This window comes from Brachybacterium alimentarium, assembly GCF_002332425.1.
GTDB classification, from domain to species: Bacteria; Actinomycetota; Actinomycetes; order Actinomycetales; family Dermabacteraceae; genus Brachybacterium; species Brachybacterium alimentarium.
Genome location: NZ_NRGS01000008.1, coordinates 52,727 through 68,902, shown reverse-complemented (window position 1 = coordinate 68,902; position 16,176 = coordinate 52,727). Strand labels below are relative to the sequence as shown.

At 71.8% G+C, this 16,176-nt stretch carries 12 protein-coding genes; 5 read left to right on the top strand and 7 right to left on the bottom strand.

Features of this window, described 5'->3' with window-relative positions; genetic code table 11:
* Positions 1-393 precede the first annotated feature (393 nt).
* The 4 genes from CIK71_RS07055 to CIK71_RS07040 all read left to right on the top strand — a co-directional run bounded on the left by CIK71_RS07055 (position 394) and on the right by CIK71_RS07040 (position 5,781).
* Positions 394-1,155: a DeoR/GlpR family DNA-binding transcription regulator gene (locus CIK71_RS07055; protein WP_096164494.1), complete on the top strand. Its 762-nt coding sequence runs from the start codon at positions 394-396 to the stop codon at positions 1,153-1,155.
* Positions 1,152-2,108, top strand: coding sequence for a 1-phosphofructokinase family hexose kinase (locus CIK71_RS07050; RefSeq protein WP_096164486.1), 957 nt, complete (start codon positions 1,152-1,154; stop codon positions 2,106-2,108). The genes CIK71_RS07055 and CIK71_RS07050 overlap by 4 nt, the downstream gene beginning before the upstream one ends.
* A 64-nt stretch (positions 2,109-2,172) precedes the next feature.
* Positions 2,173-4,479 (top strand): PTS fructose transporter subunit IIABC, encoded by a 2,307-nt coding sequence (locus CIK71_RS07045; RefSeq protein WP_096164485.1) that lies wholly within the window; start codon positions 2,173-2,175, stop codon positions 4,477-4,479.
* A gap of 477 nt (positions 4,480-4,956) precedes the next feature.
* Complete coding sequence (locus CIK71_RS07040) at positions 4,957-5,781, top strand: YwaF family protein (protein ID WP_245857366.1); 825 nt, start codon at positions 4,957-4,959, stop codon at positions 5,779-5,781.
* 269 nt (positions 5,782-6,050) lie between these two features.
* Here CIK71_RS07040 and CIK71_RS07035 read toward each other — a convergent pair whose 3' ends face one another.
* The 3 genes from CIK71_RS07035 to CIK71_RS07030 form a co-directional block, all read right to left on the bottom strand.
* Complete coding sequence (locus tag CIK71_RS07035) at positions 6,051-9,530, bottom strand: GH92 family glycosyl hydrolase (RefSeq protein ID WP_096164484.1); 3,480 nt, start codon at positions 9,528-9,530, stop codon at positions 6,051-6,053.
* 117 nt (positions 9,531-9,647) lie between these two features.
* Positions 9,648-9,779, bottom strand: coding sequence for a hypothetical protein (locus CIK71_RS18165; RefSeq protein ID WP_275542439.1), 132 nt, complete (start codon positions 9,777-9,779; stop codon positions 9,648-9,650).
* A 65-nt stretch (positions 9,780-9,844) separates the two neighbouring features.
* Complete coding sequence (locus tag CIK71_RS07030) at positions 9,845-10,441, bottom strand: thymidine kinase (protein ID WP_096164483.1); 597 nt, start codon at positions 10,439-10,441, stop codon at positions 9,845-9,847.
* Positions 10,442-10,540: 99 nt separating this feature from the next.
* Here CIK71_RS07030 and CIK71_RS07025 point away from each other — a divergent pair, with 99 nt between their 5' ends.
* Positions 10,541-11,191 (top strand): mismatch-specific DNA-glycosylase, encoded by a 651-nt coding sequence (locus CIK71_RS07025; protein WP_096164482.1) that lies wholly within the window; start codon positions 10,541-10,543, stop codon positions 11,189-11,191.
* A 64-nt stretch (positions 11,192-11,255) separates the two neighbouring features.
* Here the strand turns inward: CIK71_RS07025 and CIK71_RS07020 are convergent, their stop codons facing one another.
* The 4 genes from CIK71_RS07020 to CIK71_RS07005 are packed head-to-tail and all read right to left on the bottom strand — an operon-like array spanning position 11,256 to position 16,175.
* Positions 11,256-12,551 carry an acyl-CoA dehydrogenase family protein gene (locus tag CIK71_RS07020; protein ID WP_096164481.1) on the bottom strand — a complete coding sequence of 432 codons (1,296 nt, stop codon included), beginning with the start codon at positions 12,549-12,551 and terminating at the stop codon, positions 11,256-11,258.
* Positions 12,548-14,170 carry a dipeptide ABC transporter ATP-binding protein gene (locus CIK71_RS07015; protein WP_217990147.1) on the bottom strand — a complete coding sequence of 541 codons (1,623 nt, stop codon included), beginning with the start codon at positions 14,168-14,170 and terminating at the stop codon, positions 12,548-12,550. Before CIK71_RS07015 ends, CIK71_RS07020 begins: the two co-directional genes overlap by 4 nt.
* Entirely contained in the window at positions 14,167-15,057 is an 891-nt protein-coding gene (locus CIK71_RS17860; protein WP_096197000.1) for an ABC transporter permease, read from the bottom strand. The genes CIK71_RS07015 and CIK71_RS17860 overlap by 4 nt, the downstream gene beginning before the upstream one ends.
* Positions 15,054-16,175: an ABC transporter permease gene (locus tag CIK71_RS07005; protein WP_096164479.1), complete on the bottom strand. Its 1,122-nt coding sequence runs from the start codon at positions 16,173-16,175 to the stop codon at positions 15,054-15,056. Before CIK71_RS07005 ends, CIK71_RS17860 begins: the two co-directional genes overlap by 4 nt.
* Position 16,176 lies beyond the last annotated feature (1 nt).

The following is a 16,176-nucleotide window of genomic DNA, read 5'->3' as shown; positions in this document are numbered from 1 at the left end:
CTGATCGTGCATCAGTCCCTGTGACACCTGATCGTGCATCAGTCCCCACCGCGCCAGAGACGCAGGGCCTGAGCCTGAGCCAGAGCCACAGAGCCACAGAGCCACAGAGCCACAGAGCCACAGAGCCACAGAGCCACAGAGCCACAGAGCCACAGCGCCACAGCCTCAGGGTTCGGCCGTCGGCCGGGACGTCGAATCCGTCGGCGGGTTCACAGGACCCCGAGGCCCTGAGCGCTCGGCACTCTGCACTCTGCACTCCCCCTACTAACCCACCCATTCCCACATGAGATGGGTGTTGTTTTGTGTGGGTTCTTGACGTAATGTTCTGGCATCGGCTCCCTCCCGTTCATGTTCGGGCCGGGCGAGCTCCCCTTCGATGAGGCAGGTGACCCCTTGTACGCCCGCGAACGCCAGCGACAGATCCTCGACATCCTGGACCGCACGGGCCGTGTCGCCGTCACCGACCTCTCCACGCAGTTCGAGGTCGCCACCGAGACCGTGCGCCGGGATCTCGATCAGCTCTCCGAGCGGGGGCTCCTCGTCCGCGTGCACGGCGGGGCCGTGCCCCGGCGCACCACCGAGGTCGAACCGGATCTCGAGTCCCGTCGGACCACGAACATCGAGGTCAAGCGCCGCATCGCCCATGCTGCCGCAGCACTGCTCCCCGCCGATGCCCGGGCCGCCGTGCTGCTGGATGCCGGCAGCACCACCGCTGAGCTGCTCCCCCACCTGGCCGGCCGTCGCGGCCCCGTGATCACCAACGCCCCGGCGATCGTGCAGGGAGCACTCGCCCACACCGACCTCGAGGTGCACGTGCTGCCCGGTCGGGTGCGCCCCACGACCGAGGCCGCCGTCGGCTCCGCCACCGTCGATGCGATCCGCGCTCTGCACCCCGAGGTCGTCTTCCTCGGCTGCAACGGACTGGACGCCGAGGGGTTCACGACGCCGGACCCCGACGAGGCCGCGGTCAAGAGCGCGATGGTCCATTCCGCGGCACGACGCGTGATCCTCGCCGACTCCTCGAAGGTCGGTGCCCGCCGCCTCGTCACCTTCGCCGCCCTCGCCGACGTCGACGCGCTGGTGACCGACGCGGACCTGCCGCAGGACCTCATGGACCTGCTGTCCGAGGCCGGGGTCGAGGTGATCCCCGCATGATCATCACGTTCACCGCGAATCCCTCGCTGGATCGCACGGTCGATCTCGGCGGCCCACTCACCCCCGGAGGGGTCCATCGGATCGGCGCCGACAGCACGCAGCCCGGTGGCAAGGGCATCAATGTCGCGCTCGGCGCGCACCGAGCCGGGCTCGCCGTCACCGCGGTGCTCCCCGCAGCGTCGGGCGACCCTCTGCTCTCGCTGCTGGAGGCCGAGGGCCTGCCCCATCGCACCAGCCCGGTCGCGGGAGCGGTGCGCACCAACCTCACGGTGCTCTCGACCCCGCAGATCACCACCAAGCTCAATGAGCCCGGGGCGCAGCTGACCACCGCCGAGGTGAACGCCCTCGAGGCCCTGCTCAGCGAGTGCGTGAGCCCTGGTGACAGCGTGATGCTCTCCGGATCGCTCGCTCCCGGCCTGCCCACCGACGAATACGTGCGCCTGGTCGCGGCAGTCCGCTCCCAAGGTGCCTGGGTCGGCGTGGACACCTCCGATGCGCCTCTCACGGCCCTGGCAGCGGCGCTTCCCGCCGTGGCTCCCGACTTCCTCAAACCCAATGCGGAGGAGCTGGGGCAGATCCTCGGCGTCGACGGGAACCTGCTCGAGCAGCAGGCCGAGCACGGCGACCTCGACGGCGTGCGCGACGCCGCCCTCGACCTGCACCAGCGCGGAGTGGGAGCCGTCCTGGTGACGCTCGGCGCGGCCGGCGGACTGCTCGCCACCGAGGGCTCGGCCTGGTATTCCTCGTCCCCGTCCGGACCGGTGATCTCCACCGTCGGGGCCGGGGACTCCGCGACCGCCGGCTATCTCATCGCCCGCGAGCTCGGCGAGGACCCCGCACGGAGCCTGGCCCGCGCGCTCGCCTACGGGACGGTCGCCGTCGGCCTGCCCGGCACCACCATCCCTCGCCCCGACCAGGTCCACGTCGCCGCGGACCGCGTCGTCCGGCTCTGACCCGTCTTCTCATCCCGCAGTCCCTCACCCGCTGTCGCGGGTGAGCCCGTTCGAAGGAGAACCCATGCCCGGCCCTTTGATGACCCCCGAACTGGTCCGTCTGGAGGTCGCCCCTCCGGGTGACAAGCAGGCCGTGATCGGTCTGATGGCAGACCTCATCTCCGCCACCGGCCGCGCCGAGCGCGACGGACTCGAAGCTGGTCTGCTCAAGCGCGAGGAATCCTTCGCCACCGGCATGCCCGGCGGCTTCGCGATCCCCCACTGCCGCACCGACGCCGTCCACGAGGCGGCGCTCGGGTTCCTGCGGCTCGCCGAGCCGGTCGACTTCGGATCGGCCGACGGGCCTGCCGATCTCATCATCGGCATCGCCGCCCCGGCCGGCACCGACGATCAGCACCTCAAGCTGCTCGCCCAGCTCTCCCGGGCCCTGATCCGTCCGGAGTTCCTCGCGGACCTGCGCGCGGCGAAGGAGCCCCATGAGGTCTCGGACCTGGTGATGGGTGTCATCGAACCCGCACCCGATACGGCCCACGACGACACGGCACAGGGCGATGCGGCACAGGGCGATGCGGCACAGGGCGCCGATGAGGCACAGGCCAGCGCCACCGCGACGGGCGCGGCACCGTCGAGCACCGAACGGTCGGGCACCGAAGCATCGGGCACCGGACGGTCAGAGCCGACGGCGGGCTCCGCGGCGCAGCCGACCGCGGCCGCCACCTCTGCCACCGGCACTGCTGCTTCGTCCGCGGGTTCTCCCGCCACCGGCACCCGCACTGGCACTGGCACCGGCACCGGTGCCGGCACCGGCACCGGCGAGGACACCGCGAGCGGTCAGCCCGTGCTGCTGGCGATCACTTCGTGCCCCACCGGCATCGCCCACACCTATATGGCAGCGGAGTCTCTCGAGAACGCCGCCAAGAACAAGGGGGTCGAGCTGCACGTCGAGACCCAGGGCTCCGGCGGCATCACGCCGTTCACCGAGGAGCAGATCGCTGCGGCGAGCGCCCTGATCGTCGCGGCCGACGTGAACATCTCCGGCCGCGAGCGCTTCGCCGGGCTCCCCCTCGTCGAGCATCCGGTCAAGCGCGCCATCTCCCATGGCTCCGAGATGATCGACGAAGCGGTCGCCGCGACGACGGACCCGTCCGCGCGGCGCGTGCCGACCTCCGGCAGTGCTGCGAAGAACGGAGAGTCCAGCAGCAGCTCTTCCGCGGCGAACCAGCAGTCCTGGCCCCGTCGGATCCAGGGCGCGGTGATGACCGGTGTGTCCTACATGATCCCGTTCGTCGCCGCGGGCGGCCTGCTCATGGCGCTCGGGTTCCTCGTCGCGGGCTTCGATGTCGCCTTCGTCGCCCAGGACGTCGCGACGAGCTTCTCGCTCACTTCGCTGCCGGACCACCAGACGTACGAGAGCGCCACCGGCGCGGTGCAGACCGAGCGCGCCGGACTCGCCCTCTACCTCGGCGCCGTCTTCTTCACCCTCGGCGATCTCGGGATGGGCTTCCTGGTGGCGGCCCTGTCCGGCTATATCGCCTTCGGTCTCGCCGGGCGACCCGGCATCGCCCCCGGCTTCATCGGCGGGGCCGTGTCCGTCGCGGTCGGCGCCGGCTTCCTCGGCGGGCTCATCACCGGTCTGCTGGCGGGTCTGATCGCCCTGTGGTTCACGACGCTGACGCCGCCGCGGTGGCTCGCAGGGCTCATGCCCGTGGTGATCATCCCGCTGGTGACCACGTTCGTGGTCGGCGGGCTCATGCTGCTGTTCCTCGGCCGCCCCCTGGCCACTCTGATGACTGCTCTGCAGGACGGTCTGACCAGCATGTCCGGGTCCTCCGCCATCCTCCTCGGCGTGATCATCGGGCTCATGATGTGCTTCGATCTGGGCGGCCCCGTCAACAAGGCGGCCTACCTGTTCGCCACCGCGGGTCTGTCTCAGGGCACCGAGGCGTCCTTCCAGATCATGGCCGCGGTGATGGCCGCCGGCATGGTCCCGCCGCTGGCGATGGCGCTGTCCACCGTGGTGCGCCGGAAGCTCTACTCCCCCGTCGAACGCGAGAACGGCACCACCGCCTGGCTGCTCGGTGCCGCTTTCATCTCCGAGGGCGCGATCCCCTTCGCCGCGGCGGACCCGCTGCGGGTGATTCCCTCCACCATGGCCGGCGGCGCCGTCACCGGCGCGCTGATCATGGCGTTCAGCGTCGGCTCCCAGGCACCCCACGGCGGCGTCTTCGTCGTCTTCGCGATCTCCCCGGTCTGGGGCTTCCTGCTCGCGATCCTCGCCGGGACGCTGGTGGCCGCCGCCGCGGTGACTGTGCTCAAGGAGCTCGGGCGCCGCAAGACCGCGGCCACTGAGGCTGCCGAGGTCGCCGCCTGATCGACCTGTCGGCCCGTCCCTCGGTCTGGTCGCCCTCCGGGTGGCCCGACCTCGCGGGCGGGCCGGCTTCGCCGGTGTCCCGGCGTCCCGGTGTCCCGGCGTCCCGGCGTCCCGGCGTCCCGGCGTCCCGGCGTCCCGGCGTCCCGGCGTCCCGGCGTCCCGTATCTCATGATCTCCGATCCGCTTCCGTGCGTGGTCGTGACCTGTTGGGGTCATGACCTTGGGGGGCATGACCTGTCGGAGCCCTGACCTTCCGGAGCCATGACTTCCTGAGGCCATGACCTCCTGGACGTCCTGCCGCTCCGACATCGCGCAGAGCGCCGCGCCTCGGCGGGGCGCTCTCGTATGCTCTGCCCAGGAACGTCGCCGCGAAGAGCGGATGCTGTGCGTGCCCTGGTGCGGGGCCTCGCACCGGCGAGGGCCGGACAGAACGGGTCAGACCTCGGAGTCGAGCGTGGCGTGAAGGGCGGTGCGGCCATGAGCACGACCACCGGCGTGCTGCGGGCGGACGGGCCGCTCGGCCACATGCCCGCCTACGGCTCCGCGCACGTGTCGATGCTCGTGCTGCTCGTGGCGTCCGGGATCCTCGTCGTGGTCTGGGCGCGGCGCGGCGACCCGCTCACCGTGGATCGTGCGCTGCGGAGCGCGGGCTGGGCGCTCCTGGTGAACTCCGTGCTCTGGACCGCCTGGGGATTCACACCGTGGGCGTGGAACCTGGAGGAGTCCCTGCCGCTGCATCTCTCGGACGCCCTGCGGTTCCTCGGTGCGGTCGCCCTGATCACGCGTGCTCGCTGGCTGATCGTGGTCACCTACTTCTGGGGGCTCACGCTGAACCTGCAGTCCGTGCTCACGCCCGATGTGAACTACTTCGTCTCGGTGCCGCTCGAGTTCGCCGAGTACTGGATCGCCCATCTCAGCGGGGTGCTCATCCCCGTCACGCTCATCTGGGGGCAGCGATACCGACCTACCTGGCGCGGCTACGGCGTCGCCTATGGGGTGACGCTGCTCTGGGCGGGGTTCGCCGCCACCGGCAATGCACTCAGCCGCGCGAACTACGGCTACCTGAATCATGCGCCTTCGGGCCCCAGCATCCTGGACCTGCTGGGGCCGTGGCCGCAGTACCTCGTCGTCGAAGCGGTGCTGATCGCCGCGGTGTGGGCGCTGATGACCTGGCCATGGGTACTGCTGAACCGTCGTTCCCCTGCCCCGCTCACCGGCCGCGGCGGACTGCTGCGCCAACCACCTGTCGCCGGACACGTAGCCAACGATGTCAGGCGCCCGCCACAGGCCGCGACGATCTGACGCGCCCACCGCGCGTCACGGACGGGCCGCTGGTGAGGCGCACTGGCGATATGGCCAGATGACCTCACCAGCGGCCCGTCCGCGACATCGCGAAACGGGCGCCGGTTCGTGGCGTCCCGAAGCGAGCGTCTGGAAGGGTGGAGGTCAGGCGGCTGTGCAGGTCAGGCGATTACGCAGGCCATGCGGACCGGGCAGCCACACAGAGTGGGCGGGTCAGGTGGTCAGGCAATCGGGCAGTCAGGTGGTAAGGCGATGGCGTGGCCAGGCGGTCAGGCGAGCAGTTCGATCTCCGCGAGGCGGAGGGGGCCCTGTGCCGTGGTGATGACCAGGCGGTGGTGGGTGAATCCGCGCGGGGCCGGGATCTGGAACGGGCGGGTCTGCCGACGCCAGCGGAAGCTCTGCGTGGAGCGCTCGTCCAGCAGCTCCCACGTCTCGCCGTCCTGGGAGCCCTCGAGCCGCCAGGCGATCGGGTCGCCGCCCTCCTCCGCCGAGGAGGTCAGCGTGAGGAATCGTGCCGCGAGCGGCTCGCCCAGCTCGGGGAGGTCGATCGTCGCGCTCGAGCCGGGCCAGGTCTGCTCGGTGCGCGAGTCGTCGTCCTGCAGCGGGTTCGAGGGATCGGTGCGGAACAGGTCCCGCAGCGGGTGGGGGTAGTGCCCGGTCGGGGTGGCCGAGGGCGGCACGACGCCCCAGGCCGTGGCCTCGGCGTCGGCCCGGGAGCCGAGGCGGGCGTGCAGGCGCCCTCGGAGGTCCTCATGGTCGATCCAGGCACCGCGATGCTCTGCACCGTCGCGCGTGTATCCCGTGATGCAGTCGTCGTCGCCGTCGCCGCGGGTCTCGGCGACGACGGTGAACGGCTCGCCCCCGAGGGGCTTGACGTGCACGTGGTCGAACAGCGGCGCCACCAGGTGGTACCGGCCGGTGCCCAGCTGCAGCGGATACAGGCCCAGTGCGGTGAGCAGCCACCAGGCGCTCATCTCGCCGTTGTCCTCGTCCCCCGGGTATCCCTGACCGATCTGCTCGCCCACGAACAGCCGACGGTGGACCTCCCGCACCACCTGGGAGGCGCTCTGCGGTGCGCCGGCGTGGTGGTAGAGGAAGGGGATGTGGTGGGAGGGCTGGTTGGAGACGCCGAACTGGCCCATCCTCACCGCCCGTGCCTCGTCCATCTCGTGGATCACGTGGCCGTAGGTGCCCTGGAGATCGGCACGCTCCGGGGTCGCGAAGAACTCGTCGAGCTTCGCACGCAGGAACTCCCGGCCTCCGTAGAGCGATGCCAGGCCCTCGCCGTCGTGCGGGACATGGAAGGCGAAGTTCCAACCGTCGGTCTCCGTGAAGTCCCCGCCCCAGACTCTCGGATCGAACTCCTCCGGGCTCTGCGCGAATGCGCCGTCGGCCCGCCGACCCTGGAAGAAGCCGACCCCGTGATCGAACAGCAGCAGGTAGTTCGCGGACCGGGCCCGCAGGTAGGCGGCCTCCTCGCGCAGCTGCGCGGCGTGCTGCTCGTCCTCGGTGGCGTCGGCCAGCAGCTCCGCCTGGGCGGCGAGACCGAAATCGTTGATATGGGCCTCGAGCGTCCAGGAGACCGATTCGGAGGTGTCGGTGTCGACGTAGCCGGTGAACACGGCCCGCTCGTTGCCCCTGCGGCCCACCTCGGTCTGCTCGGGGGCGACCGTGGCGTTGCGCAGCCCGGACTCGTAGGCGCCGAGCGGGTCGGGCAGGGCGACTCCCTTGACGGCGAGATCCGCGAAGGCGATGTCGCTGCTGGTGCCGGTCATGCAGTCGGCGTATCCCGGAGAGGACCAGCGGGCGATCCAGCCGCCCTCGCGGTACTGCTGCACGAAGCCGTCGGCGAGTTCTGCGGCCAGCTCGGGATAGAGCAGGGCGTAGGCGGGCCACGCGGTGCGGTAGGTGTCCCAGAAGCCGTTGTTCACGTGGATCGCTCCGGGCAGCACCTGAGCGTTGGTGCGGGTGTCCGTCGCCCTGCCCTTGGTGGGGCGCACCGGGCTCGCATGCACGGGCTCGGGCCGGGTCGCAGTGCCCGCGTTCTCCCACTGGGAGTTGGGGTAGAGGTTCAGCCGATAGAGGTTCCCGTACAGGGTGCGCAGCTGGGGCGCGGTCGCGGTGCCCGGCTCGATCACCCGCAGACGCTCCGCCCAGGCACCGTGGGCGGCCTCACGCACCTGGGCGAAGCTGCGGCGCTCGACCTCCTGGGCGAAGGTGCGCTGCCCCTGATCGAGTCCGATGAAGCTCGTGACCAGCCGCACCGTGACGCGTTCCGTCCCCTCCGCGAAGGTGAGCACACTGCCGGTGGAGTCGCCCCGAGCGCCGGCCACCGAGAGCGGCGCGGGATCGACCTCGGCGAGCACGAACATCCGGGTGGCACCGTCGGCCCGGGCGTAGCCCTCGGTGAGGCCGGAGTCGACCCAGGCACGCAGGCGTCCGTCGAACACCGCACCGGCGGCATCGATGCGGTTGTTCTCGTCGACGCCCTCGAGCAGCAGATGCGGCGTGCCGGCATCGGCGGCGAAGTCGATCTCGCAGATCGCGCCGTGGTCGGTGGGTGCCAGCCGCAGGGAGGTGCCGCCGTCCAGCGCCACCTCGTAGAGATCGGGGCGGGCGGTCTCCTCGGCGTGGTCGAAGCCGAGCGCGCGTGCGGCCGGCGTGGCATCGGGCGACTCGCCCCGCAGGGGCATGAGCACGAACTGGTTGCGGTCTCCCATCCAGGGGCTGGGCTGGTGGGAGATGGCCATGCCCTGCAGGCGGGGGCGGTTGTCCTCGCCATTGCGGCGGTGGTATTCGTACAGCCAGCGCCGGGTGCGGGCGTCCGTGACCGGGGTGAAGAACGCGAAGCCGTTGGGCACTGCGGTCAGCGGGAGGTTGTTGCCGCGGGAGAAGTCCCCGGAGGCATAGGTGCCGCGACGGGTGTCCACCCACGCCACCGGATCCTCCCGGGAGGGGTCTGCGGGGAGCGGACCGAGATAGGGGCCGTCGACCCAGCCGACGAACTCCACCGGCTCGGTCGGCCCGTTCTGCTCCTCGACGTCCGCCTCGTCGTCGGCAGCAGTGGCGGCAGCGGTCTCGGCCTCGTGGGCTCCGGCATCGAGCTCCTCGACGTCGATGTCCTCCTCGAGATCCTCGTGCGCGGCGAGGTTCACCTGCGTGGCGAGGGTCAGGTGCCCCGCGTCGCCCGAAGCGTCATCCGGCAGGGGATCCTCCAGGCCCGGGTAGTGATGCACCGTGGGGCCCTCCTCGGCGCTCTGCTCCTCGGCGTCAGGATCGGAGGAGTCCGGAGCGTCGGCGTCGGAGCCGGCGGGGACGTCGGCCACCAGCAGCACCTCGGCGATCGTGCGACCCACGGCGGCGTCCAGCGGTACCTGCACGTCGTTCCACTGGTCGGCGTACAGGATCTTGCCCTCGCCGAGGCCGCGGGCGGTGGCCGTCGTGCCGTACTGGTCCCGAGGCTCGAACTCGGACAGGCGGGATCCGTCCGTGAGGACGAGGTCGAGCGACACATGGGTCGCGCCCCAGGTCTGGCCCGCATCGAGCTCGGGGAACAGGAAGAAGCGCAGCACGTCGCCGGCGGCGATGGTGCGGCCGACGGGCGAGGGCGCATCGGCGAGCTCCGGCAGCGGCAGCTCGGCGGCCTCTCCGGCACCGACCGTGTACCGCAGCGCGGAGGTCGCGAGAAAGCCCGCCGAGTCCTTGCTGGTGGGCGAGCCGACGGGGCCGGGGTCTGCGGTGACGATCATGCGCGCCACAGTATCGACCGCGGCCGCTCGCCGGGGTGTCCGACATGGGGTGGGACGGCTGCAGGTGCTCGCGGGAGCCCGCCGGCTGCGGTGTCGTCGGGGCGAAACCACCGAGGATCACTGGACGGCGAGGAGCCGGACATGCTGCTCGGTCGACGACCGCACCGCGTCGTGCTGCCAGGGCGGCCAGTCGAGTTCCGCGGGCAATCGCTGCGTGCCGCCGAGCGCGGCTCCGTGGGCGATCGTCATGTGCGCCGGGGCGAGGCTCCGGGGGCATCGCCCCCTGCGCCGGAGCGAGGCCCCGGCGGCGATCGCTACCTGCGCCGGGGCGAGGCTCCGGGGTGGCGATGGGCGCGGCAGCGGGCCTGGTAGGACTCCGTGCCGCCGATCTGCGCGGCCGTGGCCTGCAGGGCATCGCCCTCCTGCGGGGTGTCGTGCCGCCGTACGTGGAATGCCGCATCCGCTCCGCAGACGACACATACGGCGGTGAGCTTCACGACCTCCTCGGCTTGCGCCATCAGGGTGGGCACCGGTTCGAAGGGGCCTCCGTCGTAGGTGACGCAGAGTCCGGCGGCCTCCACCTGGATGCCGCCGACGAGCAGTTCGTCGAGCACCGGAACGAGGCCGGGCCCGAAGAACTGCGCCTCATCCAGCGCGACCAGATCCGGTCTCTCCCCGCCCAGGGCGTCCAGCAGCTCCCGGGGGTGCTCGAGCATCCTGGCGGGCTCGCTGCGCCCGATGTGCGTGCTCAGGCGGTCCGCGCCACCGCGATCATCGAGCCGGTGCCCGAAGACCTCGACCTGCTGTCCGGCCAGTCGCGCCCGGTGGACGCGTCGCAGCAGCTCCTCGGTCTTCCCGGCGAACATGGGGCCGGCGATGACGTGAAGTCGACCTGCCGTGGAGGGGCGCATGGCGTCAGGGTACGCGCGCGGTGCGCCGGGGCAGCGGAGCCCGCCCTCCCCACCAAGCCACCCCCGCCCCGCCTCACCGCGCCCCGATACAGTCTCCGAATGAGCATCCGGCGCGTCTCCCCCCTGGCAGGTCGCAAGCCGACCCGCGATGACCTGGCCCTCTTCGCCGGGTCCGACGGCTCGGCCCTGGACGAGGTGCAGCCCGACCCGGCGTGCGGGCAGACCCTGCGCCTCCTGATCGTCGGCATCAACCCGGGCTTGTGGACGGCGGCGGTCAACGCGCCCTTCGCTCGGCCCGGGAACCGGTTCTGGCCCTCGCTGCACCGTGCCGGGCTGACCTCCCGCCTGGTGGACGCCTCGCGAGGTCTCGCAGAGCACGACGAGAGCGAGCTCCAGGAGCGCGGCATCGGCATGACCAATCTCGTCGCGCGCGCCACGGCGAGGGCCGACGAGCTCTCGAAGGACGAGCTGCGCGCGGGCGGCGAGCAGCTGGTGCGCCGCGCCCGGGAGCTGCGGCCGGCAGCGGTCGCGATCTCCGGGATCACCGCCTATCGCACCGCGTTCGCCCTGCCCCGCGCGCAGCTGGGGCGTCAGGACCCCGCGACGGTGCCGGGATGGCCCGAGGACGTCGCGCTGTGGGTGGTGCCCCAGCCCAGCGGGCTGAACGCGCATGCGACCGTCGACTCGCTCGCCGAGGGCTGGCGCGAGGTCGCCCGCAGCGCCGGGCTGGCGGCGGAGAACGCCGGTTGAGCAGCCGGCGGAGGACCCCGCCGAGCAGCTGGCCGAGGATCGGGGCCGACGGGCGGCCGAGCGCTCACCGGCTCGCGGTCTGCGTCGTGCCGCCGGTGCGCTCCTGCCCCGTCGACCAGAAGTACAGCAGGTCCGTCCCGTTCAGCAGGCGGTCCCCGATGGCCCGCTCCTGGTAGATCACCGGGTTGTGCGAGGAGAGGGTCCGGGCGTTGCGCCAGTGGCGGTCCAGCGAGCGGCCCCGCGACGTCGCCGAGGCACCGCCCACCTCGAACAGCTCGGTGGTCACGGACAGCACGTCCTCGACCGCGGTGATCTGCGCCTGGACGGTGCGCAGCTCGGCCGCATCGGTGAGGCGTTCATGGTCCTCGGTGCCGACTGCGGCCTGCGCGGCTGCGAGGGCCCGCGCCGCGGCGAGGACCGCGTCCTGGGCCGAGGCCACCTTCGCCGAGAGACGTCCTACCACCTGCTGGACCAGCGGATCGGCTGCTGCGCTCGCGCCGCTGCCCTGGGAGTAGACCCGGGTGCGGGAGCGGACGAAGTCGATCCCGTCGCGCAGCGCCGCCCGCCCGGCGCCCGCGAGAGAGGCCAGGAGCACCAGCTGGAGGAAGGAGGTCTGCGTGGTCGGGGCTCCGTCTCCGCGTCCCTCGAGCACCCGCACGTGGGTGGCCGGCACGCTGACGTCGGTGAACAGGGTGGATCCGCTGCCGGTGAGGATCTGCCCGAAGCCGTCCCAGTCGTCGCGGATGTCCACGCCCGCAGCGGTGCTGCCCACGGTGACGCGGGCACGACCGCCGTCCGGGGTGCGGGCCGAGACGTTGATCCAGTCCGCGAAGATCGAGCCGGTCGAGTAGTGCTTCTCGCCCGAGAGGCGGTACTCGCCGTCCGTCGCGGTCACGGTGGTCGCGAGGTCGCCGACGACGGCGGAGCTGCGCTCATGGCTGGCGTTGCCGAACACCGCTCCCTGCGCGATCCGCGTGAACCAGTCGGCGGGGTCGCCCTCCTCGATGCCGATGAGGAAGTCGTTGACGAAGGCGAAGTGCGCCCGCAGCAGCTGCGGGAGGTTCGAATCCGCCTCGCCGAGGTCGATGAGCAGCCGGAAGAACGTCTCGATGTCCGCGCCGGAGCCACCGTACGAGGTGGGCACCGTGAGAGCGGTGAAGCCGGCCTCGGCGAGCGCCCGCACCTCCTCGTGGGGCAGGCGCCGGGTGCGGTCGCGCTCGACCGCGCCCTCGGCGATGTGCGCGAGGACCGGGGCGAAGCGCTCCCTCAGCTCGGCATAGGGAGGAGCTGCGGGGGACTCCGCGTGCATCGGTGCGGTGGGGGATGCGGTGTCGGCGGACACGGCGGAAGCGAAGGTCATGCGATCTCCTCGAGTCGTGGGCTGGGCAGCGCGGAGACGAGCTGCCGGGTGTAGTCGTGCTGAGGGGCGAAGAAGACGTCGTCGGCGCTTCCGGATTCCACGATGCGCCCGCCCTGCATCACGAGGACGCGGTCGCTGAGGTGGTGGATGACGCCGAGATCGTGGGAGATGAACAGGTAGGCGGTGCCCAGAGTGCGCTGGAGGTCCACGAGCAGGTCGAGGACCTGCGCCTGGATCGATACGTCCAGCGCGGAGACCGGCTCGTCCAGGACGAGGATCTCCGGGCCGGTCGCGAGCGCCCGGGCGATCGACACGCGCTGACGCTGCCCGCCCGAGAGGGACAGCGGATGCCGGACCGCGTGGGCACCGGTGAGGCCGACGGAGTCCAGCAGCTCCTCGACACGGCTCGCGTGCTGCGCACGGGGGACGTCGCCGGGGAGGGCGTCGGCGATGATCCGGCCGACGGTCCACCGCGGGTCGAAGGATCCCAGGGAGTCCTGGTGGACGACGGAGATCCGCCGTCGTCGCCCGCGACGGCGCCGTTCGGGCAGCCCGGACCAGGGCCGGCCGTCGAGCAGGACCTGACCGGCCGATGGCGCGGTGAGGGCCAGGGACATCCAGGCGGTGGTCGACTTGCCCGAGCCCGACTCCCCCACGATCCCGAGGGTCTCCCCGGCGTGGAGGTCGAAGGAGACGTCGTCGACCACGGTGCGGTGGCGACCGTCGGGCCCGCGATAGCGCTTGGTGACCCCCTGGACCGACAGCACCGGGCCCGCTTCAGCGGGGCGCGGGATCGCTGCGGACCGGATCTGCAGCGGCTGCGGCGGGGTGTCCGACAGTCGCTCCCCGCGGGAGTGCGCCGACGGGACGGCGGAGAGGAGACGCTGGGTGTACTCGTGCTGCGGATGCGTGAGGACCTCGTGGGTGGGGCCCTGCTCCACCACCCGACCGTGCTTCATGACCAGCACGTGATCGGCCAGGCGCTCCACCACTGCGAGGTCGTGGCTGATCAGGATGATCGAGCGGCCCTGCGCGAGGCTGTCCTCCAGCAGCGAGAGGATCTCGGCCTGCACGGTGACGTCGAGCGCCGTGGTGGGCTCGTCGGCGATGAGGATCTCGGGGTCCAGGGCGAGCGCGGCGGCGATCAGCGCACGCTGGCGCAGCCCGCCGGACAGCTCGCTGGGCCGCTGACGTGCCCGCAGCTCGGGCTCGGGGATCCCGGCGGCGGCGAGGAGATCCTGCACCCGACCGGGGCGCTCGGCGCGCGGGACGCCGTGCAGCCGCAGCGGTTCGGCGACCTCGGCGCCGACCCGTCGGATCGGGTCCAGCGAAGTCAGGGCGTCCTGGAGGACGTACCCGATCCTGCTCCCCCGCAGTCGGCGGAACTGCTCCTCCGTGGCGGAGCGCAGGTCTCCGCCGATGTCGAGCGTGGTGGCGGTGACCGTGGCGTTCTCGCCGTTCAGCCCCAGCAGACTGCGTGCGGTGACGGACTTGCCCGAGCCGGACTCCCCCACGATCCCCAGGCAGCTGCCGGCCCGCAAGGTGAAGGAGACGTCGTGGACGACCGGCGTGCCGTCGAAGGAGACCGCGAGGTTCTCGGCGGTGATCAGGGGCTTCATCGGGCGGCTCCGGAATCGGTGGCGCGCTGGAGGTGACGGCCGATCACGGTCAGCGACAGGGTGAACAGGACGATCGTGATGCCCGGGAAGAAGTCCATCCACCAGGCCATCTGGATGTAGTTGCGGCCGGCGTTGAGCATCGCTCCCCATTCGGCGGTGGGCGGCTGGACACCCATGCCGAGGAAGCCGAGCGCTGCGGCCCAGACGATCGCCTGGCCGATGCCCAGCGTGATCAGCACGGTCAGCGGTCGGAAGGTGTTGGGGAGGATCGTGCGCAGCAGGATCCTCAGCGGCGAGTGCCCGAGGGAGCGGGCGGCCTCGACATACAGGGACCCCTTCACCGACAGCACCTGGCCGCGCACCATCCGCGCATAGCCGGGCATCGACGCCACGCCGACCGCGACCATCTGGGTCATCGCACTGTTGCCGTAGACGGCGATGAGGATCAGGGCGAGCAGTATCCCGGGGAAGGCGTAGAGGACCTCGATCACCCGCGTCACGGCGACGTCCGCGAACCGACCGCCCAGGCCGCCGGCCAGTCCCAGGGCGAGCGCGCCGAGCAGTCCGATCGCGGTGGCCCCCAGGCCGATGACCAACGACTGCCCGGCACCGTGGACCACCCGGCTGTACACGTCGCGACCGGACTGATCGGTGCCGAAGGGGTGCTGGAGGCTCGGGGCGTCGAAGCTCTCCGCGAGGTGGATCTCGAGCGGGTCCTGGTGCGCGAGCAGACCGGGGGCGACCGCCGCGAGCGCGACGACTGCGACCGCACCGAGGGCCAGGCAGAAGCCGGGGCTGTGCAGCGGGGTGCGGCGAGCGGGCCGGAATGCCGCCTGCGGGGCCTGGGCGGGGGCGGTGTCCTCGGGAGCGGGGGCGAGGATCGTCATGAGGCACGTCCGATCGAGGCGCGCAGTCTGGGGTCGACCGCGACATAGGCGAGATCCGTGAGGAGGTTGGCGACCACGTAGACCAGGGCGACCACGAAGGTCACGCCGACCACGAGTGGCAGGTCCTGGGAGGTGACCGCGGAGACCAGCACCTGGCCGATGCCCTGACGCGAGAAGATCACCTCGACCACGACGGCGCCGGAGATCAGCGAGCCGAGCCCCCAGCCGGACAGCGCGATGCCGGGCAGGGCCGCGTGGCGCAGGACGTGGCGCCAGCGCACGTCGTGCAGCGTCGCGCCGCGGGAGCGGGCCGAGAGCACGAACGGCTGGCGCAGCGCGGCGTCGAACTCGTCCCGGGTGACCTGGGCGAGAAACCCGCCCAGCGGAATGCCGAGGGTCGCCGCGGGCAGGATCAGACCCAGCGGGCCGCCGTCCACGACCGGCAGCCACTGCAGCACGACGGCGAAGACCACGAGCAGGACGACTCCGAGCCAGAAGTGGGGCAGGGCCGCGAAGACGACCTCGATCGAGGAGCCGATCCGGCCCGCGAGGCCCGAGCGGCCGGCGCTGACCAGGGTCAGCGTCAGGGCGATGACCCAGGCGAGCACGAGCGCGGAGGCGGTCAGCTGGAGCGTCGGCACGATCTGCTCGCCGATGACCGTGACCACGGATTCCTTCATCGTGTACGACTCCCCGAGATCCAGCTGCACGAGCCCACCGAGGAAGGCGGCGTACTGCACGAGGAGCGGCTGGTCGAAGCCGTACTGCTCCCGGACTGCCTGGACGGTCTCCGGGGGCGGGTTCGACGAGGCGCCGCCGAGGATGGCGAGCGCCGGGTCGCCGGGGACCATGTGCTGGAGGAAGAACACGATGGTCGCGACCGCCCACAGCAGGAGGACCGCCGATCCCAGCTGTGAGGCCGCGCGCCGTGCCAGAGCGCGCCATCGGGAACCGGGACGCTGCGTGCCCGCGCCGGATCCCGGCGCGGGGTCGGATCCGGGCGCTGGGTCGGATCCTGCGGTGGGGTCGAGCGGGGGTACGACACCGGGTGCCGTCGCGGGCGCGGCACCGCCCACGGCCGACGCCGACGCTGTCTCATCACGGGTGTGCACGGTCATC